This window comes from Nonomuraea terrae, assembly GCF_004348995.1.
Classification (GTDB): Bacteria; Actinomycetota; Actinomycetes; order Streptosporangiales; family Streptosporangiaceae; genus Nonomuraea; species Nonomuraea terrae.
The window spans coordinates 1-21,708 of record NZ_SMKQ01000054.1 but is presented as its reverse complement, the minus strand read 5'-3'; the positions used below and the strand labels follow the sequence as shown (position 1 = coordinate 21,708).

The window sequence follows — 21,708 nt, the reverse complement described above, 5'->3', positions numbered from 1 at the left end:
GCGCATGCCCCGGGGTGCGGTCGATCAGGCGGGGTTCAACGTGACGGTGACGTTGTCGATCAGCCGCGTGGAGCCCACCCTGGCGGCCACCGCGAGCACGGCCATGCCGTGGTACGCCTCGTTCACCTCGGTGAACGTGGCCGGGTCGACCAGCGCCAGGTAGTCGAGCTCCAGCTTCGGGCCGGCCTGGGCGAGCACCTCGTGCGCGGCCGTACGGATCTTGTCGGGGGTCAGCTGGGCCGCGCCGGCGCGCAGGGCCCGCGAGAGGGCCAGCGCCACCTTCCGGTCGTCGTCGGACAGGTAGCGGTTGCGGCTGGACAGCGCCAGGCCGTCGGGCTCACGCACGGTCGGGCCGCCCAGGACCTCGACCGGCACGTCGAGGTCGGCGACCATGCGGCGGATGAGAGCGAGCTGCTGGGCGTCCTTCTGGCCGAAGACCGCGAGGTCGGGGCGGACGAGGTTGAACAGCTTGAGCACCACCGTGAGCATGCCGTCGAAGTGGCCCGGCCGGGAGGCGCCCTCGACGACCCGGCCCATCTCGCCGGCGGACACACCCACCTGCCGGCCGGGCGGATACATGTCCTCGACGGACGGATGGAACACCACGTCGACGCCCTCGGCCCGGCACACGTCCAGATCATCATCGAACGTACGGGGATAGCGTGAAAAATCCTCGTTAGGCCCGAACTGGAGGGGATTGACGAAGACGCTGACCACGACCTGATCCGAGCGCACCCGAGCCTGCCTGATCAGCGAACGGTGCCCCTCGTGCAGCGCGCCCATGGTCGGCACCAGTGCCACCGTTCCCTCGCGGCGGGCCGCGACGAGGTCTGCCCGGTTCCTGGCGACGATCAGATCCATGGTTGCCCTTTCACGCGACGGTCAGGTCCATATATTGCCCCCCAGCGCGTCGAGCAGCCGCTCCGCCTCCTCCGGTTTGAGCAGCCCGGCGGCCAGCGCGCGGTCGGCCGTGAGCCTGGCCAGCGCGACGTAGGCGTCGGCCGCCTCGGGCGCCGCCAGGATCAGCGCGTCGACGTGTTTACGCACCGTGCCGGCGTCGCCGCGCACGACCGGGCCGGTCAGCCCCGCGATGCCGAGCCGCAGCACGTTGTCGAGCGCGGCGCCGAGCAGCGGGCCGAGCATCCGGCCGGGATGCTCGACGCCGATGCGCCGCAGCAGGTCGGACGACTCGGCGATGAGCGTGACCATGTGATTGGACGCCCCGGCCAGGGCCGCGTGGTAGAGCGGGCGATCGGCGTCGGCGATCCAGACCGGCTCGCCGCCCATCTCGATCACCAACGCCTCGGCCACCGGGCGCACCGCCTCCGGCGCGGTCACGCCGTAGGAGATGCCGGTCAGTTTGTTGAGGTCGTCGTCGCGGCCCGTGAACGTCATCACCGGGTGCAGCGCGAACGGCAGCGCGCCCGCGGCCGCCGCCGGGTCGAGCACCGACAGCCCGTGCGCCCCGCTCGTGTGCACCAGCATCTTGCCCCGGAGGTCGGCCCCGGTGGCGGCCAGCCCGCTGACCAGCGACGGCAGCACGTCGTCGGGCACGGTCAGCAGCACGAGCTGGGCAGCGGAGACCACCTCGTCGGGCGGGGACGGCTTGACCCCGAGCCGCTCGGCCATCCACCGCTGGGAGTCATCCGACACGCCGCTCGCGGCCACCACGCGGTGGCCCGCCTGCGCGAGCGCGGCTCCCAGGGCCGATCCGACCTTGCCCGCCCCCAGCACGCCGACAGTCAGCCGTGCCGGCCGATCACCTGCGTCCATGACGTCTCACCCCTGTCGACCCGATGGCATCGCCATGCGTAACGGCCTGTTGTGTTGCCCACGGTAAGCCACGCCCACCGGCCCTCGGCGAGGGGGCATGCCACCGTGACTGGGGCTTTGCTGCCGGTTGAGTTATCGACAAAAGCGACAAGGGCATACAAATCGTGCACCCCCTGTCGGAAGAGATGAGGAGAGGGGTTCATCGCATGGCGGCGGGCGCCGAGTCCGTTTGGGACCCGACGCCCGCATCGGATGCGACCTCTTGGAGGTGCGCCGGCTGGCCAACCGCCGACTGACCAGCCGGGAGAGGAGCCCGGACCGGCCTGCGCCGGCCCGGGCTCTTTCTTCTACCAGTGACGCTTGTACCCGTGGACCCCCGCGCCGCCCTTGCAGCCGGCGACCGCGAAGCCGAAGACCGCGACGCCGTTGCCGCAGACGTTGACCGGGGCGTTGATCGGGACGCGGACTTGGTTGCCGGAGATGATGCCGCCCTTGCCGCTGGTGATGTCGGCGTGCGCGGCGGGGGCGGCCAGCGTCATCGCGGCGACGGCTCCGGTGAGGACCAGGACCTTCTTCAGCATGAGGGGCTCCTTTCGGTTGCGCGGACGTGGCCGCGGGGGGTGCTTGCTCGAGCGAACCCCCTCCGCCATTCGATTCTGATGACGAAGCGCATTCACTCAGTGACAACGAGTAAAGGCTAGCGCAAGGGCGCCACGTTGAGTAGTCACGAAATTACTCTGCGTACCATCGGCGAGTCATGAGATAGTCCAGGGCATGTGGCTCACCTGGCGCGCCGCGACGGAACGCGCGCTGTACGGCGAGAAGGGCTTCTACCTCCGCGAACGCCCGTCAGGCCACTTCCGCACCTCGGTCAGCGCGTCGGCGGTCTTCGCCGAGGCGGTCCTGAGGCTGCTGTCGGAAGTGGACGCGGAGCTCGGCCACCCCGCCGGGCTCGACCTGGTCGACATCGGCGCCGGCGAGGGCGCGCTGGTCACCCAGGTGCTGGCCGCCGCCGGCCCCGCGCTGCGCGACCGGCTCCGTGTCACCGCCGTCGACGTGTCGCCGCGCCCGCCCGGCCTGCCGGACCGCGTCCGGTGGTCGCGCAGCCTGCCCGCCCAGATCACCGGGCTCGCCGTCGCCAACGAGTGGCTCGACAACGTGCCGCTCGACGTGGTGGAGCAGACCCCGGACGGGCCACGGCTGGTCATGGTCGACGTACGCACGGGCGAAGAGCGGGCCGACGGCCCGCTGCGCCGGGCCGACCTCGCCTGGCTCGAACGGTGGTGGCCGCTGCCCTGCGTGGGGGCGCGGGCCGAGATCGGCCGCCACCGCGACGAGGCGTGGGCCTCGGTCGTCGCCCGCCTCACCAGGGGCAGGGCGGTGGCCGTCGATTATGCACACCCTGTGGACAACCGTCCCCTCCGCGGCACGCTGACCGGATACCGCGACGGCGCGGTCGTCCCGCCCGTACCCGACGGGAGCTGCGACATCACCGCCCACGTCGCGCTCGACGCGTGCGCCGAGGCCGGGCGGCGGGCCGGCGCGATATCCACAACCTTGTCCACACAGCGCGAGGCGCTGCGGGCGCTGGGCGTCACGGGCGCCCGCCCGCCGCTGGAGCTGGCCCGCACCGATCCGAGCGGCTACCTCCGAGCCCTGGCCAGGGCGTCGGAGGAGGCCGAGCTGATCGACCCGGCCGGGCTCGGCGGCTTCGGCTGGCTCAGCCAGCGGCGCTGAGCTCCAGCGCCTCCAGACCGCGGATGACGTAGCCCGGCTTCCACGACGGCTCCGCGCGCAGCTCCAGCGTGGCCGCCCGGTCCAGCAGCGCGCCGAACGACTCCATGAGCTCGATGCGGGCCAGCGGCGCCCCCAGGCAGAAGTGGATGCCCGCGCCGAACGAGATGTGTGGGTTGTCCACCCGGCCCACGTCGAGCCGGTCGGGGTCGGGGAAGACCGCCGGGTCGCGGTTGGCCGATCCGAACAGCAGCGCCACCTCCGTGCCGCGCGGGATGCGCACGCCGTGCACCTCGATGTCCTCCAGCACCCAGCGCTCGAACATCTGCAGCGGCGTGTCCCAGCGCATCAGCTCCTCGATCGCCGTGGGCAGCAGGGAGCGGTCCTCGCGCAGCCGGGCCAGCTCGGCGGGGTTCCTGAACAACGCCCACCAGCCGTTGCCCGTGACGTTCACGGTGGCCTCGTGGCCGGCGTTGAGCAGCAGCACGCAGGTGCCGACCAGCTCGTCCTCGGTCAGCTCGTCGATCTGGGTGAGCGCGCTGACGAGGTCGTCGCCCGGGACGCGGCGGCGATCTGCGGCCAGGGCCTTGAGGTAGTCGGCGAACTCCGTCGCCGCGCGTACCGCCGTGTGCTGGGCCTGCGGGGCGGGGTTGAGCTCGTACATGCCGCAGATATCGGCTGACCAGGGGCGGAGCAGGTGGCGGTCGGCCTCGGGGATGCCGAGCATCTCGGCGATGACCGTCACCGGGAGGGGCTCGGCGACCTCGGCGATCAGGTCGCCCTTGTCGACGTACGCGTCCACCAGGCTCCGGGCGATGGCCCGGACCTGGGGACGCAGTGACTCGACCATGCGCGGGGTGAACGCCTTCGAGACCAGCCGGCGCAGTCTGGTGTGCACCGGCGGCTCGACGTCGAGCATGCCCGCCCTGATCACCCGCCAGAACGGCTCCTGGAACTCCGGCTCCGGCGGCCTGCCGAACTCCTCGTGCGTGGCCACGTGCAGGTACGACCGGCCGAGGCGGCGGTCGCGCAGCAGCGCGTTGACGTCCGCGTGCCGCGCGACGAGCCACTGGCCCGTCGGCTCGAAGTAGCTGACGGGCGCCTCGCGCCTCAACTCGTCATAGATCCGGTACGGGTACGCCACGAAATCCGGATTCCAAGGATCAAAGCCCACTATTGCATCTTAGAAGCGGTATCTCCCTCCGCCGAGGTCGCGACCTTCTTGCGCTGCCTGCTGCGCATCCGGATGTTGAGCAGCTCCACGACGACCGAGAACGCCATCGCGAAGTAGATGTAACCCTTGGGGATGTGCTGGTCGAGCCCCTCGGCGACGAGCACGACGCCGATGAGCACCAGGAACGCCAGCGCCAGCATCTTGATGCTCGGGTGCTGGTCGACGAACCGGCTGATCGGGCCGGAGGCGAAGAGCATCACCAGCACGGAGACCACCACAGCCGCGATCATGACGCCGATCTCCTCCACCATGCCGACCGCGGTGATGACCGAGTCGAGCGAGAAGACGATGTCCAGCAGCATGATCTGCACGATCACCGACGTGAACGAGACCGCGGCGGCCTGCTTGCCGTCCTCGCTGTGCGCCACGTCCATCGTGTGGCTGATCTCGGTGACGCTCTTGGCCAGCAGGAACAGGCCGCCGACCAGCAGAATCAGGTCACGTCCGGAAATTTCATGCCCGAGGACGGCAAAGAGCGGCTCCGTTAACTGGACCACCCACGACAGGCCGAGCAGCAGGAGCAGCCGGCTGATCAGCGCGGCGGCCAGGCCCAGCACACGTGCCCGCTCCCGTTGTTCGGGCGGCAGCTTCCCCGCGAGGATGGAGATGAAGATGATGTTGTCGATCCCCAGCACGATCTCCAGGGCGACGAGGGTGAAGAAGCCGATCCAGATCTGCGGGTCGGTCACCCAATCCAACATCGGCGCACCTCCATTGACTAGTAGCTGACGGTTTCCGGTAGCAACGAGCCGGGCGTGGCATAAGTTCGCGCTTGCGATTGCTGGCAAGGTGTCGGATGGGGGGCGGTGCGATGAGCGGTTTGTCCTTGGTATAGTCCCCGGCGTAGGTCATGAGTGCCAGCGACAAGCCCCGGCTAGCTGGCCGGCAACCCTCGCGTCCGCGGCGGGGTGCCCCGGGTGAAGACCTGGTCCGCCACGGGGTGTGGCGGGCAAGCGCGGGCTCCGTGGTTGCTCCCAGGGGTCCGACGACCCTTGCAGGAGGCATGCCGTGTCGACCCTGACGATCTTCAGCTCCGTTCCCACCCAGACGTCCCCATCGCAAACGGGCCCGTCGAAGCCCGGTTCATCGCAGCCCGGCCAGTCACAGCCGGGCAAGTCTCAGCCCGGCCAGCCACAGCTCGGCCAGTCACAGCCAGGCCAGTCGCAGCCCGGCTCGTCGAAGACGGGCGCGGCGCAGACCGGCGCATCGCCGACCGGCCAGTCGGCGCTCGGCCCGTCGCTTGCCGGCCTCTCGCAGGCCGCCGAGGCGGAACGTCCTGTCCCCGCCGTGCTCGGCGCCGACCTCCAGGTGCCGGTGAAGGGCGGCAGGCTCGTCGGGTACGCCAACCTCGACTACGCCGCCAGCGCCCCCTGTCTGGAGCCGGTCAGCGCCGCCGTCGCGGCCGCGCTCCCGGCCTACTCCAGCGTCCACCGCGGCGCCGGCTACGCCTCGCAGCTCACCACCGCCCGCTACGAGCAGGCCCGCCACACCGTACGGGCCTTCGCCGGAGCCCGTCCCGACGACGCCGTCATCTTCACCCGCAACACCACCGACGCCACGAACCTGCTGGCCGGCTGCCTGCCCGAAGGCACCACCGCGGTGGTCTTCGACACCGAGCACCACGCCTCCCTGCTCCCCTGGAAGACGTCCGTACGGCTGGCGCCGCCGGCGTTCCCCGGCGAGGCCGTACGCGCGGCCGACGAGGCGCTGGCCGCCATCGACGGGCCGAAGCTGCTCGTCGTCACCGCGGCCTCCAACGTCACCGGCGAGCTGTGGCCCATCGCCGCCCTGGCGCACATCGCGCACCGCCACGGGGCCCGGATCCTCGTGGACGCCGCCCAGTACGTGCCGCACCGGCGGCTCAACCTCACCGCGCTCGACCTCGACTACGTGGCCTTCTCGGGGCACAAGCTCTACGCCCCGTTCGGCGCCGGCGTGCTGATCGGTCGACGCGACTGGCTGGCCGGCGGAGAGCCGTACCTGAAGGGCGGAGGCGCGGTGCGCTCGGTGGGCGACACCACCGAGTGGCACGACGACCCGGAGCCCCGCCACGAGGCCGGCACCCCGAACGTACTGGGCGCCATCGCCCTGGCCGCCGCCTGTGACGCCCTGACCGCCACCGACTGGACCCCACTCGTCCGCGAGGAAGAACGCCTGATCGCACGCCTGCGGTCGGGCCTCGCCGCGATCAAGGGCGTACACGAGCTGTCCCTATGGGGCGACGACCACCCCCGAGTGGGAATCGTCTCGTTCACCGTCGCCGGCCACACGGCCCGCGAGGTGGCGGAAATCCTGTCCAGCGAGTACGGCATCGGCGTCCGCGACGGCAAATTCTGCGCCCACCCCTTCCTCCAGCATCTCCTGGGCAAGGCCGACGGCGGCTGCGAAGACGACACAGCCTCAGCCGTACGCGCCTCCATCGGCATCGGCACCACCGACGAACACGTGGACCGCCTCCTCAACGCCCTCCACGCCCTGACCACCCCCTGACCCGACCTCATCGGGTCACCATCCGCCACGCTCGGCCGACGACCTCCGGTAGCCGGCCGAGAGCCACCGCACGCGCCCCGAACCGCCCCACCCTCCTCGACCACGAGCGCATCTCCGTCGTGGTCGGGCAGGGCTGGTCGGCGCAGGGCTGGTCGGCGCAGGGCTGGTCAGGCACGCCCGACCACGCACGACCACGCACGACTGATCGGGCACGCCTACAGTGCTCGCGCGTTCGACGAGGTGCCGTCGGGCCAGGATCCCGGTAGGAACGCTGGATCGCCAGCCCTGCCGATGTACGGCGGAGAGGCCCGCGTGTCTGGTGTGCCAACGCCCTTCCACCCAGCACGCGACCGAGCCGACCCGGCACAGCGGCCCCCCGGGCAGAGGCAGCGCGCCCGCACGCCGCGGCGACACGACGACCGGCGGCACGACAGCACGGCGGCAGGGCGCCGCTGGCGGCACGACAGCACGGCAGGGCGGCAGGGCGGCGCTGGCGGCACGGCAGCACGGCTGTGGGCGCCGTTGGCGGAATCACCGCCCGGAGAGGGTGCGTCAGCGGTTTGGTGGTTTGCGGTGTTGGGGTGGTTCGTCGGCGATGAGGGCGTCGATGTCTCGCATGTCCTCGTCGCTCAATTTGCTGCCCGCGCCTCGCTCTGATGGCTGGTGCGGGACCTTTGGTCGGTCGGTTCGGTCCTTCGGTTCCGTTGGCGTGGTGCGGCCACCGGTCTGGCCGGCCTCCGGGCTGCCGACCGGGCCCGCCGCCGTGCCGCCCGGCATTGTGTCGTCGGTCGTCGTGTCGCCGGTGGTGCCGGTGGTGCCGGTGGTGTCCGTGGTGTCTATGTCGGTGTCGGCGTCGGTTCTGGTGCGGCTTGGGGTGTGCGCGGCCAGTTCGCGTTCCATCTCCTGGCGTTCCGAACGCCTGCGGAACATCGAGTGGAAAATGCCGTCCAGGCCCAGCCGTCCACCGCCCAGCGCCAGGAAGAGCAGGCAGAGCGCCCCCAGCGCCCCCGCCAGCTCCCATCCGCCTTCGGAGACCAGGACACCGCGTTCCCAGTGCGCGAACACGATCGCGCCGAGCATGTTGAGCAGCAACAGCAGCGCCACCGGCCGCACCAGCAGACCAACGATCAACAGGACGCCACCGATCGTCTCGACCGCCATCGCGTACCCGGCGGCCAGGTCAGGCATCGGAATCCCCATTTCCGCAAAACCTTGAGCCGTGGCTCTGTGTCCGCCCTGCCATTTCTGCCAGCCGTGGGCCACGAAGATCACGCCAGTGGCAATCCGCGCGATGAACGCGGCTATGTCAAACACAACTCTCTTCATGGTGCTATCTCCCCCCGTTCCCGGTATTCCTCCCCGTGTCCGGCTTCGGAATGCGTTTCATGCCATCTCTTGACCATCCCCCGCGCTGGCCCGCCAAACGGGACGGTGGCAGCATGGCCGTATGACGGAACGCGTGGTGGGAATCGGCGCGGGCGCGAAAGAACTGGCCACCGAGGACATGGTCCTCAACATCGGCCCACAGCACCCGTCCACCCACGGCGTGCTTCGGCTCCGGCTGACCCTCGACGGCGAGCGCATCACCGCCGCCGAGCCGATCGTCGGCTACATGCACCGGGGCGCGGAGAAGTTGTTCGAGGTCCGCGACTACCGCCAGATCATCATGCTGGCCAACCGGCACGACTGGCTGTCGGGGTTCGCCAACGAGCTGGGCGTGGTGCTGGCCGCCGAACGCATGCTCGGCATGGAGCCCCCGGTGCGGGCCGTGTGGGCGCGTACGCTGCTGGCGGAGCTCAACCGGGTGCTCAACCACCTGATGTTCCTCGGCTCTTACCCGCTGGAGCTCGGCGCGATGACGCCGCTGTTCTACTCCTTCAACGAGCGCGAACGCATCCAGGCTGTCATGGAGGAGATCTCCGGCGGGCGCATGCACTACATGTTCAACCGGGTCGGCGGCCTGAAGGAGGACCTGCCGTACGGCTGGCTCGACCGGGTGTCGGAGGCCGTCGCCGAGACCCGCCGCCGCGTGCCCGACATCGAGGATCTCATCCTGCACAACGAGATCTTCATCGCCCGCACGAAGGGCGTCGGCGTGCTCTCCCGCGAGCAGATCATGCAGTACGGCGTCAGCGGCCCCGTCGCCCGCGCCTCCGGCGTCGACTTCGACCTGCGCCGCGACGACCCGTACCTGGCCTATCCCGAGCTGCCGGTGAAGGTCGTCACGCGCGGCGCCGGCGACTGCCAGGCCCGCTTCGAGGTGCTGTTCGACCAGCTCAAGGTCTCGCTCGACCTGGCCGACGCCTGCGTCGAGAAGCTGCGCTCACTGCCGCCCGGCCCGATCAACCAGCGGCTGCCGAAGGTGCTCAAGGTCCCGGAGGGCCACACGTACGCGTGGACGGAGAACCCGCTCGGCATCAACGGCTACTACCTGGTCTCGAAGGGCGACAAGACGCCGTGGCGGCTCAAGCTGCGCTCGGCGTCGTACAGCAACATCCAGGTGCTGCGCGAGATGCTGCCCGGGCACCTGGTCGCCGACATGGTGGCCATCCTGGGCTCGATGTTCTTCGTCGTGGGAGACATCGACAAGTGACATCGACAAGTGACATCGAGAAGTGACGCGACAAGTGACGACGAGTAAACCCAGGACAGAGGCGCCGGCGGGTCCATAAGCTCAGGGCCATGGCTGACATCGCCTTCCGGGCCAACGCCGAAGACGAGCGGATCATCCGTGCCGCCCTGCGGGAAGGCGAGCGGCCCAGCGACGTCCTGCGCCGCGCGCTGCGCCTGCTGCAACGCGACATGTGGCACGACCGCCTGCGCGGCGGCTCCCGCCCGGCCGCCGAGGGCCTGCCCGAAGAGCACTAGTCGCGCTGGTCGGCCTCGTCCTGCTCGGTCGGGATGCGGCAGGCGTGCTCGAGGTAGAGGGCGGCACAGACCAGCGCCACGCACGACACGAACGACCCCGTCGCGACGAAGAACTCCGTACGCGGCGTGTCACGGTCGAGCAGTTGCACCGTGTAGAGGGCGAACCCGGCGAACAACCCGCCGAACCCGGCCCCCGCGTACGCCGACGCCTTGGCCAGCGCCGCCAACCGGGCCACGGCCAGCGGCTCCACCGGCTTGGTGCCGGGTTTCCTGGCGATGCGCGCCTTGGTCACCCAGCCGCTGTAGCCCTCGCCGATGGCGAGCAGCAGCACGGTGGGGATCGCCGTCCATGGCATGAGGGGCAGGTCGGCGTAGACCCGCGAGATCACCGCCCATGCGATCAGGGCGACGATGACCAGGACGCCGACGAGGTGACCGGGATGTGTGGGCTTCAATCGGGCCTCTGCAGCTTCAGGTCGTCGCGCAGGCGCACCCCTTGGCGATCGAGCCCCGCCGCAAGCTCCGCCACCCGGCCGTGCCCGGGCAGCACGCCCTCGGGATCGACCTTCGCCCACGGCACCAGTACGAACGCGCGCTCGTGTGCCCGGGGGTGAGGCAGCGTGAGGTCGGGGTCGTCGCAGACGGTGTCGCCCACCACGATCAGGTCGATGTCGAGGGTGCGCGCCCCCCACCGCTCCTCGCGGACGCGGCCGAAGGCGTTCTCCACGCCCTGCGCCCGCTCCAGCAGCGTGCGCGGCTCCAGGGTGGTCTCCGCGATCACGATCGCGTTCAGGTACGGCCGCTGCCCGCCGGGGCCGCCGACGGGGTCGGTCTCGTAGACGGAGGACGCCTTGACGAAATCGAGCCCCGGCGCGTCGAACAACGTGTCCACGGCACCCTGCAGCGTCTGGAACCGGTTGCCCAGATTGCTGCCGAGAGAGAGCACCACCTTCATGCGCGGCTCCGCTCGATCGTCACGACCACGTCGTCGAACGGCAGCGGGATGGGCGCTGCCGGTTTGTGCACGCTCACCTCGACCCGCTGCACCAGCTCGCTGGCCAGGCACACGTCGGCCAGCCGCTGCGCCAGCGTCTCGATGAGCTGAACGGGCTCGCCCTCCACCACCTCGGTCAGCGCCTGGGCCAGCTCCCCGTAGTGGACGGTCTTGGTGAGGTCGTCGCCGGCCGCGGCCGGCGCGGTGTCGAGGAACAGCGTCGCGTCGACGACGAACTCCTGCCCGAGCTCCCGCTCGGCAGCGAGCACACCATGCCTCCCCCGGGCCCGCAGGCCTTTGAGGGCGATGCGATCAGCGCTCAAGCTCGCCCTCCTCCTCATCGTCGTCGTCGCCCTGGAGCACCGGCGAACCGTGGTGCATCCACAACCGCCAGCCCTGTGGGGTGCGGACGTAGACGTTGCTGGCCACCACCTTGCCCGCGGCGAAGCTGGCCTCACCCTCCTCCCCCGCGGTCAGGATGTTCTCGACACAGGTCAGCACGGCCACATCGCCCAGCACGGTCGTGTCGACGTCGGTCAGCACGAACTGGATGTAGGTGGTGTTGGCCATGATCAGCGCCCACGAGCGCAGCACCTCGGAGCGGCCCTGGAGGAGGGTCCAGCCCGGATGGACGCAGGTCACCTGGTCGTCAGGGGAGTCCTCGGCCCAGATCTCCGTCATCTTGTCGAGGTCGCCGCTTTCGATCGCGGCGTAGAACTCCTGGTTGACCGTCTCGATGGCTGCGGTGTCGACGCTCATGTGCCTGCTCCGGCTCTCTTCCATGCAGCGGCAACGCGTACCGCATCGGCGTTGGGGGCCACCTGGTGGACGCGTACGCACCACGCGCCCGCGTGCGCGGCCAGCGCCGTCACGGCCATCGTGGCGTCGTCACTACGGTCGAACGGCCGTGGCGTGCCGTCGGGGGCGGCCAGCAGCCGCCCCAGGAAACGCTTGCGGGACGCGCCGACGAGCAGCGGATAGCCCAGCTCGGCCAGCTTGGGGATGCCGGCCAGCACTGCCCAGTTGTGCTCGGCGTTCTTGGCGAAGCCGAGGCCGGGGTCGAGGACGATCTGCGCCTGCGTCACACCTTCCGCGAGGACGAGGTCGACCCGCTTGGTGAGCTCGGCGCACACCTCCGCCACCACGTCCTTGTAGACGGCGCGGGATTGCATGTCATGGCTGTGGCCGCGCCAGTGCATCACGACGTACGTGACTCCGGTCTCGGCGACCACGCGCGGCATCTCGGGGTCGGCCAGGCCGCCGCTCACGTCATTGACGATCTTGGCGCCGGCCTCGACCGAGGCCCTGGCGACCTCGGCGCGCATCGTGTCGACGCTGACCACCACGCCCTCGGAGCTCAGCGCCCGGACCACCGGGACGACCCGGGCCAGCTCTTCCTCCAGGGAGACCCGTGCCGCGCCCGGGCGGGTGGACTCGCCGCCCACGTCGACGATGTCGGCGCCCTGTCCGATCAGGTCGAGGCCGTGGCGGATGGCAACCGCCTCGTCGAACCACATGCCGCCGTCGGAGAACGAATCGGGTGTCACATTGACCACACCCATGACGAGGCACCGATCCGCACCTCCCGGCACGTTGATGGGCACGCTAGTCATGGGGCAAGCCTAGGCGCTTCCCCATACTTGTTGACATCGTGGGTACCCCGTTCGGTCGTCACCGGCCCAGGATCAGCGCCATCGCCTCGGATCGGGTCTTGTCACTCGTACGGAAGTCGCCGCGCACCGCCGAGGTCACCGTTCTGGCGCCCGGCTTGCGTACGCCCCGCATGGTCATGCAGAGGTGTTCGGCCTCGATCACCACGATGACCCCGCGCGGCTCCAGCACCCGCATGAGGGCGTCGGCGATCTGCGAGGTCATGCGCTCCTGGACCTGCGGACGGCGCGCGTACACGTCGACCAGCCGGGCCAGCTTCGACAGCCCGGTCACCTGGCCACGCGCGTTGGGGATGTACCCCACGTGCGCCAGCCCGTGGAAGGGCACCAGGTGGTGCTCACACGTGGAGTAGACCTCGATGTCCTTGACGAGCACCATCTCGTCGTGGTCGACGTCGAAGACCTTGGTGAGCACCTGCTCCGGCGTCTGGCCGAGCCCGGAGAACTGCTCGGCCATCGCGCGGGCGACCCGGGCGGGCGTCTCGATCAGGCCGTCACGGTCGGGATCCTCGCCGATGGCGTAGAGGATCTCGCGGACGGCCTTCTCGATGCGTGCCAGGTCGACGTCATGCTCGGTCACGGCCTGGCTCCGCTCGGCACGCTCGCTCGCCGGACGCCGCCGCCTTGCCCCGCGCTGGTCGCTCCGCTCCTGCCGCTTCTCCGGGCGACGGCGCTCACTCGTGTCGTCACGCAGAGTCCCCTGACGGCAGGGCTTCCTGGTGCCCGCCGGTGAGCGAGCCGTTGGCCGACTGCTTCTCCTTGGGGGTCAGGATCGGCGGGCGGTCCGACGGGAGCCGCTTGCCGTAGCCCGCGTAGGACGGGCGGTGTTCCTTGACGATCACCGGAGCGAAGATCTCGAGCACCTGCTGGCGGGAGAGGGTCTCCTTCTCCATGAGCTCCAGCACCAGGTTGTCGAGCACGTCGCGGTATTGGACCAGGATGTCCCAGGCCTGGTCGTGCGCCGTCTCGATCATCCGGCGGACCTCTTCGTCGATCGTGGAGGCGATCTTCTCGGAGTAGTCGCGCTCGTGACCCATTTCGCGGCCGAGGAACACCTCGGCCTGGCCGCTGCCGAACTTACGGGCGCCGAGCGCCTCGCTCATGCCGTATTCGACCACCATGCGACGGGCGACGGCCGTGGCCTTCTCGATGTCGTTGGAGGCGCCGGTGGTGGGCTCGTGGAAGACGAGCTCCTCCGCCGCGCGGCCGCCGAGCAGCATCGCGAGCTGGTCCATCATCTCGGACCTGGTGGCCAGGAACTTGTCCTCCATCGGCAGCGTCATCGTGTAACCGAGGGCGCGGCCGCGGGACAGAATCGTGATCTTGTGGACCGGGTCGGAGTTGGGCAGCGCGTGCGCCACCAACGCGTGACCGCCCTCGTGGTAGGCGATCATCTTCTTCTCCTTGTCGGACATGACCCGCGTCTTGCGCTCGGGCCCTGCCATGACACGGTCGATCGCCTCCTCGAGGACCTCCATCGTGATCAGCTTCTGGTCGGCCCGCGCGGTGAGCAGGGCCGCCTCGTTGATCACGTTGGCCAGGTCGGCGCCGGTGAACCCGGGGGTGCGTCGCGCGATGACGTCGAGGTCGACGTCGGGCGCGAACGGCTTGCCGCGACCGTGGACCTTGAGGATGCCCTTGCGGCCCTCTAGGTCGGGACGGTCGACGGTGACCTGCCGGTCGAACCGGCCGGGACGCAGCAGCGCGGGGTCGAGGATGTCGGGCCGGTTGGTCGCCGCGATGAGGATCACGCCGCCCTTGACGTCGAAGCCGTCCATCTCGACGAGCAGCTGGTTGAGCGTCTGCTCGCGCTCGTCGTGACCGCCGCCCAGGCCGGCGCCGCGGTGGCGGCCGACGGCGTCGATCTCGTCGATGAAGATGATCGCCGGGGCGTTGGCCTTGGCCTGCTCGAACAGGTCGCGCACTCGCGAGGCGCCGACACCCACGAACATCTCGACGAAGTCGGAGCCGGAGATCGAGTAGAACGGCACGCCGGCCTCACCGGCGACGGCGCGCGCCAGCAGCGTCTTACCGGTGCCGGGCGGGCCGTACAGGAGCACACCCTTGGGGATCTTGGCGCCGATCGCCTGGAACTTCGCCGGGGCCTGCAGGAACTCCTTGATCTCCTGGAGCTCCTCGATGGCCTCGTCGGCGCCGGCGACATCGGCGAACGTGGTCTTGGGGGTGTCCTTCGTGATGAGCTTGGCCTTGGACTTGCCGAAGTTCATCACACGTGAGCCGCCGCCCTGCATCTGGTTCATGATGAACAGGAAGAGCAGCACGATGATGACGATCGGCAGGAAGCTCACCAGCAGGCTGACCAGGATGTTGTCCTGGGGCACCTCGGTGGTGAAGCTCTTGGTCTTGCCCGCGTCGACCTGAGCCTGCAGCTCATCGGTCAGCTTGCTGCCGTAGCCGGTGACCCAGTCGGACTGGATCAGCTTGGTCGGTGCGTCGCCGGACTTGACCGAGACCGGGTTGTTGAGGGTCACCTCGATCCGGTTGTCCTTGTCGACGATCTTGGCGTTGCTGACGTTTCCGGCGCGAATCTGCTGAAGGACCAAGGACGTGTCGGCCGTCTTGTAATTTCCGCCGCCACCGAACAACTGCGTGACGAGCAGGAGCAGCACGACGATGCCCAGGATCCACAGCAGTGGCCCACGTGTAAATCGCTTGAGATCCATCCGATGCGGAACCCCTTGCGGGCCCGTCCCTTCCTGACCATGGCCTGGAACCCCGGGCTGGCCCGGGGCCGCGGCATCCGGCACCGCGACTTCTGACTACCCGAAGGCGACACGCGGTCACCCTCCAAGAGTCTGAAGGTACACCGGCAGAGCGCACGGAGGGACCCGCCCGCTACACCGGCCTTGCCCTTTCAACGTACGTCACGTCGCGCGGTGTTCCCGGCCATGTGCGAACGCTACTGATAAACGTGCGGAGCCAGAGTGCCGATGAAGGGCAGGTTGCGGTATCGCTCCGCGTAGTCGAGCCCATAACCGATGACGAACTCGTTGGGAATGTCGAAGCCCACGTATTTGACGTCGATGGGCACCTTCACCGCGTCGGGTTTGCGCAACGCGGCGCAGATCTCCAGCGAGGCGGGATTGCGCGACTTCAGGTTTTCCAGCAGCCAGTGCAGGGTGAGGCCGGAGTCGATGATGTCCTCGACGATCAGCACGTGGCGGTTCAAGATGTCGGTGTCGAGGTCTTTCAGCACGCGGACGACCCCGGACGACTTGGTGCCCGCGCCGTACGACGACACCGCCATCCAGTCCATCTGCACCGGCACGTGCAACGCCCTGGCCAGGTCGGCCATCACCATGACGGCGCCCTTCAGCACCCCCACGAGCAGGACGTCCTTGCCCGCGTAGTCCTCGTCGATCCGGCCGGCCAGCTCCTTGATCTTGTCTTGGAGCTCGGCCTCGGGGATGAGGACCTTCTCCAGGTCGTGGCCCATGTCGGCAGCGTCCACCTGTGGTTCCTTACGGGATGGGACTGATGGCGAGTATCAGGGTGCCATACCGCCGCACAGCGGTCAGACCCCCGGGCAGGTCAACGGCCTTCTGCCCGTGCCAGCTCGTGATCAGCCGGTCGACAGAGAGCACGTGGGTGGCGAAGAGCGCCCCCGACTGGGCTCCGGCGGCGATGGCCGCGCGCCGCAGCACCCGCCGCCTGACGGCGTCGGGCAGCCTCTCCAGCGCGGCGACGCTCAGCTCCACCGGCTTTCCGGCCTCGCCGATATCGCTTAGAGCGCAATTCTGATACGCCGATTCAGCCCACTCGTCGAGGGCGTCGGCGTCCTCGCGGGCCAGTCTCGCGGTCCTGGCGAGCGCTTCTGCCACGCCTGGGCCGAGCTCGGCCTCCAGCACGGGCAGCACCCTGCGCCGCACGCGCACCCGGGTGTAGCGGGGGTCGTCGTTGTGCGGGTCGTCCCACGGGTCGAGGCCGAGGGCCGCGCAGGCGGCGACGGTGGTGGCGCGGGACAGGTCGAGGAAGGGGCGGCGGTAGCGGCCGGTCACGGCGGCCATGCCGGACAACGACCTCGGCCCGCTGCCCCTGGCCAAGCCCAGCAGGACGGTCTCGGCCTGGTCGTCCCTGGTGTGGCCGAGCAGCACGGCGGCGGCCCCCAGCCGGTCGGCCGCCTCGGCGAGCGCGGCGTAGCGGGCTTCCCGCGCCGCCGCCTCGGGCCCGCCCGCGGCGCCGACCGTGACGGTGAGCACCTCGGCGGGATCGAGGCCGAGGTCGCGCGCGCCGATCTCGGCGACCGTAGCCGCTCGTCCGGCCGAGCCTGCCTGCAGCCGGTGGTCGACGGTGAGCAGGCCCGCGCGCAGGCTCATGCGGGGCGCAACGAAGCCCAGCGCCGCGGCCAGCGCCAGCGAGTCGGCGCCGCCGCTGCACGCCGCCAGCACCAGCGCGTCGCGCTGGACGTCGGCCAGCGCCTCACGCACGGCTCTGCGCACGTCGGCTACGGCTGGATGCGGCCCCACGCCTGCATTCTCCCGCACCCGCGGCGACCGCCGACCCGGGCGGGCGGCGGGTCAGGCCGGGAGCGCCGGGGTGCCGATGACGCGGTCGATCCAGGACGTCGGGTCGGAGATCTCCTGATGCGTCGGGAGGGTCTCCGGTGATGTCCAGATCTTGTTGAAGCCGTCCATGCCGACGCGGTCCACGACCGTGCGCACGAACGCGGAGCCCTCGGCGTACTGCTTCATCTTGAGCTCGATGCCGAGCAGGCGGCGGACGGTGCGGTCGAGGCGGGTGCCGCCCTCGCGGCGCTGGGCGAACTTGGCGCGGATGTCGGCCACCGAGGGCACCACGGACGGGCCCACCGCGTCCATCACATAGTCGCCGTGGCCCTCGACCAGGGTCATCACGGCGGTCAGCCGGTCGAGGATCTCCTTCTGGCCGGGCGACTGGATGACGTCGATGAGGTTGCCCTCGCCGCCCCGCACCACGTCGGCCACGGTGTCGGCGGCGTTGCGCAGGCGCTCCAGCAGGGTGGGCAGGTCGAGGTCGGAGGCGAGCAGGAACTCGGTCATCTGCCCGCGGACGTATTCGCGCAGCCACGGCACGCCCGTGAACTGCACCCGGTGGGTCTCCTCGTGCAGGCAGACCCACAGGCGGAAGTCGTGGGGGTTGACGCCCATCTCGCGCTCGGCGTGGACGATGTTGGGCGCGACGAGCGTCAGCCGGCCGGCCGGCTCCTGGCCCGTGGGATCGGGCGGGAGGAACAGCTCATACTGCCCGAGCACCCGCGAGGCGAGGAAGGCCAGCACGGCCCCGACCTCGACGCCGGTGATGCGGGAGCCCACGGCCGAGACGATGGCCGGCGGCGGGTTGGAGCTGTTGCCCATGCGCTGGGTCAAAGGCTCGAGCACCACGCGGAAGCCCTCGACGTTGGCGCGGATCCAGCCGGGCCGGTCGACGACGGTCGCGGTCTGCGGCGCGGTATCGGTGTGAATCTTGGTGAACTCGCGCACGTGGCCCTCGGCCTCGCGCGACAGGGTGCGGAGCTCGGTGACGGCCTGCCTGGCCTCCTCCCTGCTCACCTGAGGACCGGGGCGCACCAGGCGCGTACCGGTCGTGACGGCCAGATCCCAGTCGATCACCTGCATAACGTCCACCGTACGTGCTCGGAGGTAAAGCCGCGAAGGGCCGTCTCATACTCAGGAGGAACGGGACACGATGGCCGCCAGCCGGTCGAGCACCGGCTCGGCGTTGACCGGCACGCGGTCGGCCATGAACGCGAACGTGACCAGCCGCCCGTCCTTCGTCGTGGCCAGCCCGGCGAGCGTGTTGACGTGGTTGAGCGTGCCGGTCTTGGCGCGTACGAGGCCGACCTGGTCCTTGCTGTCACGGGTGGTGAACCGGCTGCCGTTGCCGAGCGTGCCGGAGAAGCCCGCGATCGGCATGCCGGAGGCGACGGCGTGCAGCTGGGGATGCCGCGGCGAGCCCGCCATGGCGATGACCTGGGCCAGCGTGCTCGGCGCGATGCGGTTCTGGATGGACAGACCGCTGCCGTCGGTGAGCGTGACCTGCTGCGCCACGCCGAGGCGCCGCAGCACCGTGTTCACGGCCTTGGCGCCGCCCGCGAACGACGCCTCCTGGCCCTCCTTGATGGCGGTGTGCCGCAGCAGAGCCTCGGCGAAGTCGTTGTCGCTGCGCGTGAGGGTGTGCTCCACCAGGGCGTAGAGCGGGGCGGAGTCGACCCGGGCCAGCTCGGCGGCCCCGGCGGGCGCCTTGGCCTGGCGTACGGAGCCCGACACCGCGACGCCCCGCTTGGCCAGCTGCCCGGCGAAGGCCTCGGCGGCGTGCTCGGCCGGGTCGGAGACGCGGGGCGTGTTGGAGCGCGGGTCCTGCCGGCCCTCGTCCATGGCCAGGGCGTGGACGGGCGCGACCTCTCCGTCGGGGATGTAGTTCCGCTTCCACCCGGTGGACTTCGCCGGCCCAACAAAGAGCGATGTGTCGTAAGAAAGCGTGATTTTTTGAACGCCTTGTTTTTTGAGCGCGGCCGCCGTACGAGCCGCCAGGACGCTCAGACTGGCCTGCTTCGGGTACGTCGGCTTGGCCGACGGCCCGGCGAGCATCGGGTCGCCGCCGCCGACGAGGACGATCGCGCCTGGCTTCGCGCCCTGGACCACCCGGGTGGCCAGTTTGGCGTCGGGGCCCAGCGAGGCCAGCGCGGCGGCGCAGACGACCACCTTGGTCGTGGAGGCCGGCGTGATGGCCACGTCGGGATTGACCCCGAAAAGCCGCTCCCCGGTGACCGTGTCGATCACCACGGCCCCCACCCGGTCGCCCAGCGCCCGGTCCCCCGCCGCGTCGGTGAGCTGCCGCGTCAAAGTAGTCTTAGTCGGGAGAGGTCCGTCTCCGGACTTCGCCGGAAGCCGGGCCAGCACAGGCCCGGAGGTGACCACGGGGACGGGGGAAGCTCCTTCCGCCGGGGACGACGCCGTCGGCCTGGTCGGTGAAGCCCCGCCCGTCAGGGTGCCCAGGCTCAGACCGGTGGTCATCGCGTAGATGCCGATGACGATCGTCACCGCCTGGAGCACGACGAGTGTGGTCAGCATCACCCACCGGTCGCGCCGCGCCACGTCGCCTGCCCTCTCTCCTGTGTTCGCCTACGAGACATTAACGCCCAGCCGGGGGTTCCCGGGGGCCTGAGCGGAGGAACCGCGGTGGAGTTCGACGTTGTCGTTGAGATTCCCAAGGGGCAACGGAACAAGTACGAAGTGGACCACGAAACCGGAAAGATCAGGCTCGACCGGCTCCTGTTCACCTCCACGCAGTACCCCGCCGACTACGGCTTCATCGAGCACACCCTCGGCGAGGACGGCGACCCGCTCGACGCGCTGGTGCTGCTCCAGGAGCCGACGTTCCCGGGCTGCTACATCACGTGCCGCGCGGTGGGGATGTTCCGGATGACCGACGAGAAGGGTGGGGACGACAAGGTCCTGTGTGTCCCGTCCACCGACCCGCGGATGCACCACATCCAGGACATCCACCACGTCTCCGAGTTCGACCGGCTGGAGATCCAGCACTTCTTCGAGGTCTACAAGGACCTCGAACCCGGCAAGTCGGTCGAGGGCGCCAACTGGGTCGGGCGCATCGAGGCCGAGGCCGAGATCGAGCGCTCGTTCCGGCGCGCGAAGGAGGAGGGTCACCACTGACCTCCTCAGCGGGGCCTGGTGGCGCCCACCAGGTCCCCGCGCCAGATCGAGGCCACCCGCACGACGTCGCCGGTCTGCGGCGCGTGCACCATCTGGCCGCGCCCGACGTAGATGCCGACGTGGTGGATGGCCGAGGAGTCGGCGGTGTGGCCGAAGAACAGCAGGTCGCCGCGGCGTAGCTGGTCGAACGGCACGCGTGGGCCCGAGGTCCACTGCGTGCCGGTCCAGTGGTCGAGGCGCACGCCCGCCCTCTCCCAGGCCCGCATGGTCAGCCCCGAGCAGTCGTAGGAGCCGGGGCCGTCGGCGGCCCACACGTACGGCTTGCCGAGCTGGGTGAGCGCCCAGTTCGCGGCCACGTCGCCGATGGCCGAGCCGCCGGTGACCAGGCCCCGCGCGGCGGCGGCCCGCTTTCTGGCCAGCAGCTCGGCGCGGCTGCGGGCCGCGTCCACCTTGCGCTGGAGCCTGTCCTTACGGGCCCGCAGAGCCCTGGTCTCGCGGCGCTGCCTGGCCACGGCCTCCCGGGCGGCGGCCTTGGCCAGCCGGGCGCGCTCGGCGGCCGCCCGCTGGGCCGCGTGGGCGTTGGCCGCCTGCGCCCGCAGGATCGCCGCGACCTCCTGAGCGTCGCGCATGTTGCGCAGGAGCGCGGAGCGTTCGCTTCTCAGGTGCCCGAGCATGCCCGCCCGGTGCAGGAACCCGTCCGTGCCGCCCTGGTCGAGGATCATGCCGACCAGCGGCTTCATCAGCCCGAGGCCGCCGTGGTCGTCGGTGGCCAGCAGGGCGACGTCCTGGCGGACCCGTTCGACCTCGGCGTCGGCCGCCGCCAGTCGGGCCTGGGCCTGCGTGCGGGCCTCCTCGGCCTGCCGAAGCCGGACCCGCTCCCCGTTGTACGCCTCCACCAGCCGCCCCACCTCGGCAGCCAGCTCGTCCAGCCGGGCCTGGGCCGTGGCCAGCTCGGCGTTCGTCCGGCCCAGCTCCTTCGACCGCTCGCGTACGGTCTGGCGGGCCCGCTCCACCTCACGCGAGGACGGGCGCGGCTCCGCCACGGCGGGCGGGCAGTGGCCGACGAGCAAGCAGGCCGCGAGGAGCCCGGCCCGGAATGCGCGCATAGGTCCCCCCGAAAACAGATGGTCACTCTATGCACACAGTTCCCGGCAATGCGCTCACGTAACGTAGTCGACGTCACCGGAACGCGTGTTCGGGGAGTCTCAGCCGATGGAGCCCGACGGATTCGGCTGGCCGGCCGGGGGCGGCGCGGGCTGCGGCGGCGTGGTGGGC

General features: G+C 70.3%; 23 protein-coding genes and 1 riboswitch. Of the genes, 5 read left to right on the top strand and 18 right to left on the bottom strand.

The window, feature by feature from the left end:
* Positions 1-24 precede the first annotated feature (24 nt).
* The 3 genes from panC to E1286_RS19390 form a co-directional block, all read right to left on the bottom strand.
* On the bottom strand, positions 25-861 hold the full coding sequence (gene panC / locus E1286_RS19400) for a pantoate--beta-alanine ligase (RefSeq protein WP_132614450.1): 837 nt from the start codon (positions 859-861) through the stop codon (positions 25-27).
* A gap of 21 nt (positions 862-882) precedes the next feature.
* A complete protein-coding gene (locus E1286_RS19395) occupies positions 883-1,773 on the bottom strand; it encodes a Rossmann-like and DUF2520 domain-containing protein (protein WP_132614448.1) in 891 nt (296 codons plus the stop codon).
* Positions 1,774-2,120: 347 nt separating this feature from the next.
* Positions 2,121-2,354 (bottom strand): chaplin, encoded by a 234-nt coding sequence (locus E1286_RS19390; protein WP_132614446.1) that lies wholly within the window; start codon positions 2,352-2,354, stop codon positions 2,121-2,123.
* A gap of 193 nt (positions 2,355-2,547) precedes the next feature.
* Between E1286_RS19390 and E1286_RS19385 the strand changes: the two genes are divergently transcribed.
* Positions 2,548-3,510 (top strand): SAM-dependent methyltransferase, encoded by a 963-nt coding sequence (locus tag E1286_RS19385; protein WP_132614444.1) that lies wholly within the window; start codon positions 2,548-2,550, stop codon positions 3,508-3,510.
* Here E1286_RS19385 and E1286_RS19380 read toward each other — a convergent pair.
* Positions 3,494-4,681, bottom strand: a complete 1,188-nt coding sequence (locus tag E1286_RS19380; protein WP_132614442.1) for a cytochrome P450 — start codon at positions 4,679-4,681, stop codon at positions 3,494-3,496. The genes E1286_RS19385 and E1286_RS19380 overlap by 17 nt on opposite strands.
* Positions 4,681-5,442, bottom strand: coding sequence for a TerC family protein (locus E1286_RS19375; protein WP_132614440.1), 762 nt, complete (start codon positions 5,440-5,442; stop codon positions 4,681-4,683). Before E1286_RS19375 ends, E1286_RS19380 begins: the two co-directional genes overlap by 1 nt.
* 145 nt (positions 5,443-5,587) lie before the next feature.
* Positions 5,588-5,703, top strand: a riboswitch (SAM riboswitch).
* Positions 5,704-6,028: 325 nt separating this feature from the next.
* On the opposite strand from E1286_RS19375, the gene E1286_RS19370 reads away from it, so the two are divergent.
* Positions 6,029-7,231 (top strand): aminotransferase class V-fold PLP-dependent enzyme, encoded by a 1,203-nt coding sequence (locus tag E1286_RS19370; RefSeq protein WP_132614498.1) that lies wholly within the window; start codon positions 6,029-6,031, stop codon positions 7,229-7,231.
* 552 nt (positions 7,232-7,783) lie between these two features.
* Here E1286_RS19370 and E1286_RS19365 read toward each other — a convergent pair.
* On the bottom strand, positions 7,784-8,557 hold the full coding sequence (locus E1286_RS19365) for a DoxX family protein (RefSeq protein WP_132614438.1): 774 nt from the start codon (positions 8,555-8,557) through the stop codon (positions 7,784-7,786).
* Between the two features lie 121 nt (positions 8,558-8,678).
* On the opposite strand from E1286_RS19365, the gene E1286_RS19360 reads away from it, so the two are divergent.
* Positions 8,679-9,824, top strand: coding sequence for an NADH-quinone oxidoreductase subunit D (locus tag E1286_RS19360; RefSeq protein ID WP_132614436.1), 1,146 nt, complete (start codon positions 8,679-8,681; stop codon positions 9,822-9,824).
* An 89-nt stretch (positions 9,825-9,913) separates the two neighbouring features.
* Positions 9,914-10,099: a hypothetical protein gene (locus E1286_RS19355; protein WP_132614434.1), complete on the top strand. Its 186-nt coding sequence runs from the start codon at positions 9,914-9,916 to the stop codon at positions 10,097-10,099.
* On the opposite strand, the gene E1286_RS19350 is transcribed toward E1286_RS19355, so the two are convergent.
* The 11 genes from E1286_RS19350 to dacB form a co-directional block, all read right to left on the bottom strand.
* A complete protein-coding gene (locus E1286_RS19350; RefSeq protein WP_132614432.1) occupies positions 10,096-10,554 on the bottom strand; it encodes a DUF3180 domain-containing protein in 459 nt (152 codons plus the stop codon). The two genes, E1286_RS19355 and E1286_RS19350, sit on opposite strands and share 4 nt — an antisense overlap.
* A complete protein-coding gene (gene folK, locus E1286_RS19345; protein ID WP_132614430.1) occupies positions 10,551-11,054 on the bottom strand; it encodes a 2-amino-4-hydroxy-6-hydroxymethyldihydropteridine diphosphokinase in 504 nt (167 codons plus the stop codon). The genes E1286_RS19350 and folK overlap by 4 nt, the downstream gene beginning before the upstream one ends.
* Positions 11,051-11,416, bottom strand: a complete 366-nt coding sequence (gene folB, locus E1286_RS19340; protein ID WP_425464762.1) for a dihydroneopterin aldolase — start codon at positions 11,414-11,416, stop codon at positions 11,051-11,053. Before folB ends, folK begins: the two co-directional genes overlap by 4 nt.
* Positions 11,406-11,852, bottom strand: coding sequence for a nuclear transport factor 2 family protein (locus E1286_RS19335; protein WP_132614426.1), 447 nt, complete (start codon positions 11,850-11,852; stop codon positions 11,406-11,408). The genes folB and E1286_RS19335 overlap by 11 nt, the downstream gene beginning before the upstream one ends.
* A complete protein-coding gene (gene folP, locus E1286_RS19330) occupies positions 11,849-12,706 on the bottom strand; it encodes a dihydropteroate synthase (RefSeq protein WP_165969801.1) in 858 nt (285 codons plus the stop codon). The genes E1286_RS19335 and folP overlap by 4 nt, the downstream gene beginning before the upstream one ends.
* Positions 12,707-12,764: 58 nt before the next feature.
* Positions 12,765-13,343: a GTP cyclohydrolase I FolE gene (gene folE / locus E1286_RS19325; protein WP_132614424.1), complete on the bottom strand. Its 579-nt coding sequence runs from the start codon at positions 13,341-13,343 to the stop codon at positions 12,765-12,767.
* A 106-nt stretch (positions 13,344-13,449) separates the two neighbouring features.
* Complete coding sequence (gene ftsH, locus E1286_RS19320) at positions 13,450-15,447, bottom strand: ATP-dependent zinc metalloprotease FtsH (RefSeq protein WP_132614422.1); 1,998 nt, start codon at positions 15,445-15,447, stop codon at positions 13,450-13,452.
* A gap of 236 nt (positions 15,448-15,683) precedes the next feature.
* Positions 15,684-16,235 (bottom strand): hypoxanthine phosphoribosyltransferase, encoded by a 552-nt coding sequence (hpt, locus tag E1286_RS19315; RefSeq protein ID WP_223190127.1) that lies wholly within the window; start codon positions 16,233-16,235, stop codon positions 15,684-15,686.
* 10 nt (positions 16,236-16,245) lie between these two features.
* On the bottom strand, positions 16,246-17,250 hold the full coding sequence (gene tilS / locus E1286_RS19310) for a tRNA lysidine(34) synthetase TilS (RefSeq protein WP_132614420.1): 1,005 nt from the start codon (positions 17,248-17,250) through the stop codon (positions 16,246-16,248).
* 51 nt (positions 17,251-17,301) lie between these two features.
* The gene (locus tag E1286_RS19305; RefSeq protein ID WP_187368188.1) at positions 17,302-18,378 is read right to left on the bottom strand and encodes a zinc-dependent metalloprotease; all 1,077 of its coding nucleotides are present in this window, start codon (positions 18,376-18,378) and stop codon (positions 17,302-17,304) included.
* A gap of 51 nt (positions 18,379-18,429) precedes the next feature.
* Positions 18,430-19,857 (bottom strand): D-alanyl-D-alanine carboxypeptidase/D-alanyl-D-alanine endopeptidase, encoded by a 1,428-nt coding sequence (dacB, locus tag E1286_RS19300; protein WP_132614417.1) that lies wholly within the window; start codon positions 19,855-19,857, stop codon positions 18,430-18,432.
* An 84-nt stretch (positions 19,858-19,941) separates the two neighbouring features.
* On the opposite strand from dacB, the gene E1286_RS19295 reads away from it, so the two are divergent.
* A complete protein-coding gene (locus E1286_RS19295) occupies positions 19,942-20,433 on the top strand; it encodes an inorganic diphosphatase (RefSeq protein ID WP_106243463.1) in 492 nt (163 codons plus the stop codon).
* Positions 20,434-20,438: 5 nt separating this feature from the next.
* Here E1286_RS19295 and E1286_RS19290 read toward each other — a convergent pair whose 3' ends face one another.
* Positions 20,439-21,539 carry a C40 family peptidase gene (locus tag E1286_RS19290; protein WP_132614415.1) on the bottom strand — a complete coding sequence of 367 codons (1,101 nt, stop codon included), beginning with the start codon at positions 21,537-21,539 and terminating at the stop codon, positions 20,439-20,441.
* Positions 21,540-21,708: the final 169 nt, after the last annotated feature.

Bases quoted from the DNA above. Each gene is read 5' to 3' on its own strand.
- E1286_RS19305 (WP_187368188.1), bottom strand. From the start codon at position 18,378: ATGCAGGTGATCGACTGGGATCTGGCCGTCACGACCGGTACGCGCCTG.
- E1286_RS19355 (WP_132614434.1), top strand. From the start codon at position 9,914: ATGGCTGACATCGCCTTCCGGGCCAACGCCGAAGACGAGCGGATCATC.
- folP (WP_165969801.1), bottom strand. From the start codon at position 12,706: ATGACTAGCGTGCCCATCAACGTGCCGGGAGGTGCGGATCGGTGCCTC.
- ftsH (WP_132614422.1), bottom strand. From the start codon at position 15,447: ATGGATCTCAAGCGATTTACACGTGGGCCACTGCTGTGGATCCTGGGC.
- E1286_RS19375 (WP_132614440.1), bottom strand. From the start codon at position 5,442: ATGTTGGATTGGGTGACCGACCCGCAGATCTGGATCGGCTTCTTCACC.
- E1286_RS19390 (WP_132614446.1), bottom strand. From the start codon at position 2,354: ATGCTGAAGAAGGTCCTGGTCCTCACCGGAGCCGTCGCCGCGATGACG.
- E1286_RS19385 (WP_132614444.1), top strand. From the start codon at position 2,548: ATGTGGCTCACCTGGCGCGCCGCGACGGAACGCGCGCTGTACGGCGAG.
- E1286_RS19335 (WP_132614426.1), bottom strand. From the start codon at position 11,852: ATGAGCGTCGACACCGCAGCCATCGAGACGGTCAACCAGGAGTTCTAC.
- E1286_RS19395 (WP_132614448.1), bottom strand. From the start codon at position 1,773: ATGGACGCAGGTGATCGGCCGGCACGGCTGACTGTCGGCGTGCTGGGG.
- panC (WP_132614450.1), bottom strand. From the start codon at position 861: ATGGATCTGATCGTCGCCAGGAACCGGGCAGACCTCGTCGCGGCCCGC.
- E1286_RS19360 (WP_132614436.1), top strand. From the start codon at position 8,679: ATGACGGAACGCGTGGTGGGAATCGGCGCGGGCGCGAAAGAACTGGCC.
- E1286_RS19365 (WP_132614438.1), bottom strand. From the start codon at position 8,557: ATGAAGAGAGTTGTGTTTGACATAGCCGCGTTCATCGCGCGGATTGCC.
- folK (WP_132614430.1), bottom strand. From the start codon at position 11,054: ATGAAGGTGGTGCTCTCTCTCGGCAGCAATCTGGGCAACCGGTTCCAG.
- E1286_RS19290 (WP_132614415.1), bottom strand. From the start codon at position 21,539: ATGCGCGCATTCCGGGCCGGGCTCCTCGCGGCCTGCTTGCTCGTCGGC.